Source organism: Actinomadura sp. HBU206391 (genome assembly GCF_014323665.1).
In the GTDB taxonomy this organism is placed as follows: domain Bacteria; phylum Actinomycetota; class Actinomycetes; order Streptosporangiales; family Streptosporangiaceae; genus Actinomadura_C.
The window spans coordinates 1-3,429 of sequence record NZ_JABVEB010000423.1 but is presented as its reverse complement, the minus strand read 5'-3'; the positions used below and the strand labels follow the sequence as shown (position 1 = coordinate 3,429).

Below are 3,429 nucleotides of genomic sequence, written 5' to 3'. Positions count from 1 at the left end.
GGTCGAGCGCGCCGACGGCTCGGTGACCGCCCTGCGGGGGTGCGACTCGGCGTCCGTCGCCGGTGGTGACGTGTTCGTGCTGGAGACCCCGGGCGGTGGCGGCTACGGGCGGCCGTGACCGCCCCTCGGGCACGGATCACTCACTGCGCAGCACCTCGGCGACCGGCCGCCGCGCCGCCGCGCGGACCGGCACGCCGGTGAGCACCGCGACGGCCGCGAGCGTGCACGGCACGACGGCGATCAGCCACGGCAGCGGCGGCGCCGTCCACGCACCGCCCTCTCCGCCCGACACCGCCTGGGCGAGCCGGTAGACCAGCAACCCGGCCGGGATGCCGGCGACCGCGGCGGCCAGTGCCGGGAGCAGCTGCGCGGCGGACAGGCCGGAGGCGACCTGACGCGGTGAGGCGCCGAGCGCCCGGGCCAGAGCGGTGGGCCGCAGCGCGTCCACCGCCGTCGCCCATGCGATGAGCACCGCGTTCACCGCGGCGAGGACCAGCAGCGCGACCATCACCGCGGCGGCGACGTGTTGCAGCCGATCGGTCACGGGATCGCCGGCCCCCGGCACGAAGTCCACGCTCCCGTTGATCACACCAGGGCGGACAGCCGCTCGGTCTCTGCGGCGAGCGGTCCGCCGGGGACGTCCTCCCAGGCCGTGACCTCGATGGCGCCGTCCTTCGCGGCCCAGACCCCGGCCACCCGCCCACCGTGGACGACCACCGGAGAGATCCAGCCGGCCTGCCGGCTGACCTTCGCCCGGTGTTCCGCCGGGACGACGTAGCTCGCGCCGGTACCGGCGCCGAGAACGTACTGGTCGAACCCGCCCAGCAGCCGGACCGCCGAGGACGGCTCCATCGCCTGCATCTCGGCGAGGTGGTCGGTCAGGACGTACATCGGCACGCCCTCGACCTCCACGACGGTCAGCTCGTCGCCGAGCGTGGCGAACCAGCCGCGGAGCTCCTTCCGACGGCTGGTCCCCCGGGTCAGCCACGCGTCGAACATCTCCGCCGTGGCGGGGCCGTGGGCACCGAGGAAGGCGCGGATGACCGTACCGGCCGCCTCCTCGGCGGGCGGCAGGCCACGCCAGCCGAGAACGTGGTGCGCCGGCGCGGTGAACGTCACCCGGTTTCCGCGCGAGGGCCCGTGACAGAGCACGCCCCACCAGGCCAGCGGCTTGAGCAGAGTGCCCCAGCCGGAGCCCAGCACCTCGGCCAGACGGCCCGACCCGGTGCGTTCGACGATCTCTGCGGTGAGCTCCTCACGGGTGCGGGGGGAACCGTCGCCGAGCGCGTCCGCGGCCGCGGCCGCGATCAGCTCCAGCTCGGCCGGAGTGGCGCCGAAGGCCCGCTGCCAGCTCGGCTTCTCCCAGTGGCGCAGCGTCGCGCACAGGGCCAGGTAGGCACCCGCCTCGTCGCCCGGCAGCAGGTGCAGCGTCCCCCGCATCGCCCAGGTCTTCAGCAGAGTGCGCTCGTCCCAGAGGGCCTTCCCCACGTCGCGGTCGCGCGGCGCGACCTGCCGCACCGCCACGGCCAGCCCGGCCGCCGAGGCGACCTGGGCCTGCACGCCCGCGAGACGCCGGGTGATCTCCACCGCGGGGGCGTCGCCCATCGGGTCGAGGAACTGCCGCCGCATCCGCCAGGCCAGCGCCTGCGGCCACGTGAGTGATCCCATGCCGGGAAGCGTACGACCGCGAGCGCGGTGAATTCCCAGGAATCCCCCGGAGCCCGGCTCGGCAGGGGTCCGCTCGGCGGCCGCCGAGCGGACCGTTCGTCAGGACCCGCCGCGCCGCACCCCGGGCAACCGCGGGCTCAGCTCCTCGTAGGCGTTGCGGACGTCCTCGGCGGTGAGCGTCGTCAGGTCGGCGGTGGTCGCCTTGTCGCCCAGTTCGGCGGCGCGAACGTCACGCGACGCGCACGCCTTCTCGTACACCGAACGGGCGAACCGGCCGTTGCCGAGCTCATCGATCCAGCCTCGGCCGCACACGCGCTGGAAGATTCCGGCGAGATCGTCGAGGGCGGCCTCCTCCCACCGGTCGCCGCCCTGCCCGGCGATCACCTGTGCGATCTGGAGCAGCTCGTCGGGGCCGTAGGAAGGGAACGCCACCCGCACGTCGAACCGCGAGGCCAGCCCCGGGTTGGAGTGCAGGAAGCGATCCATGTCGGACTCGTAACCGGCGAGCACGACGACGAGCCGCTCCCGGTCGTCCTCGGCGCGCTTGAGCAGCGTCTGCACGGCCTCGGACCCGAACGCGTCACCGCCCGCGTAGCCGACGCCCGCGAGCGCGTAGGCCTCGTCGATGAACAGCACCCCGCCGAGCGCCGAGTCGATCACCTTGTTGGTCTTGATCGCCGTCGACCCCAGATGCTCGCCGACGAGGTCGGCCCGCTGGGCCTCGACGACGGCGGGCCTGGCGAGCATCCCGAGCGCCGCGAAGACCCGGCCGAGCACCCGGGCCACGGAGGTCTTGCCCGTGCCGGGCGGGCCGGCGAACACGAAGTGACGCATCGGCGGCTGCGACACCAGGCCCTGCTCCCGGCGCATCTTCGCCACCTTGAGCTGCGCCGCGATCTCGTGCACCTGCCGCTTCACCGGCGCCAGGCCGACCATTGCGTCGAGGGCTGCGAGCGCCTCCTCGAGGGTGGGCGTCTCGGCGTAACCCCGGTAGCGCTCGGTCACCTCGGCGAAGGCCGCCTCGACGTCCTCGGCCGACAGCGTGACGAGCTCGCCCGGGGTGGGCGGCCGGTCGCCCGAGACGATCCGCACGTCACGTGCCCGCGCCGCCGCCTCGGCCAGCGACCTGACGAACCTGCCGTTGCCCAGCTCGTCGATGATCCCGCGACGCCACACCTCCTCGAACCGCGACGCCAGCCGCGACCGGGCGGCGTCGTCGAGCCGGTCGTCGCGCAGCCGGGTGTGGAAGTCGGCGATCCGCAGCAGCTCGGCCGGCCGGTAACTCGGGAACCGCACCCGGGTGCCGAACCTCGACGCGAGACCGGGGTTGGAGCCGAGGAAGTCCTCCATCTGCTGCTCGTATCCCGCCAGGATGATGACGAGCTGCTCGCGGTCGTCCTCGGCCCGTTTGAGCAGCGCCTGTACGGCCTCGTTGCCGAACCGGTCCGGCTGCCCGTCGGCCGCGTTGATCAGGCTGTAGGCCTCGTCGACGAACAGCATCCCGCCGAGGGCCGAGTCGACCAGCTCATTGGTCTTGAGCGCTGTGGCGCCCAGGTACTCCCCGACCAGGTCGGCCCGGTGCGCCTCCACCACGTTGGCGGTGGGCAGCAGCCCGAACGCATAAAAGATCTTCGCGAGCGTGCGCGCCACCGTCGTCTTGCCGGTGCCGGACGGGCCGACGAACACGAAGTGACGCATCGGCTTCTCCGACGGCACCCCGGCCTCGGCCCGCAGGTGCGCCGCCTCGATCGACGCGGCGAT

Annotated in this window: 3 protein-coding genes; all 3 read right to left on the bottom strand. The window is 73.8% G+C overall.

Annotated elements, in window-relative coordinates; genetic code table 11:
• Nucleotides 1-136 precede the first annotated feature (136 nt).
• Nucleotides 137-574 (bottom strand): FtsX-like permease family protein, encoded by a 438-nt coding sequence (locus tag HKK72_RS37655; protein WP_187239167.1) that lies wholly within the window; start codon nt 572-574, stop codon nt 137-139.
• Between the two features lie 11 nt (nt 575-585).
• Complete coding sequence (locus tag HKK72_RS37650; protein WP_187239166.1) at nt 586-1,668, bottom strand: winged helix DNA-binding domain-containing protein; 1,083 nt, start codon at nt 1,666-1,668, stop codon at nt 586-588.
• A 99-nt stretch (nt 1,669-1,767) separates the two neighbouring features.
• The coding region (locus HKK72_RS37645; RefSeq protein ID WP_187239165.1) for an AAA family ATPase at nt 1,768-3,429 on the bottom strand (1,662 nt) is incomplete at its 5' end.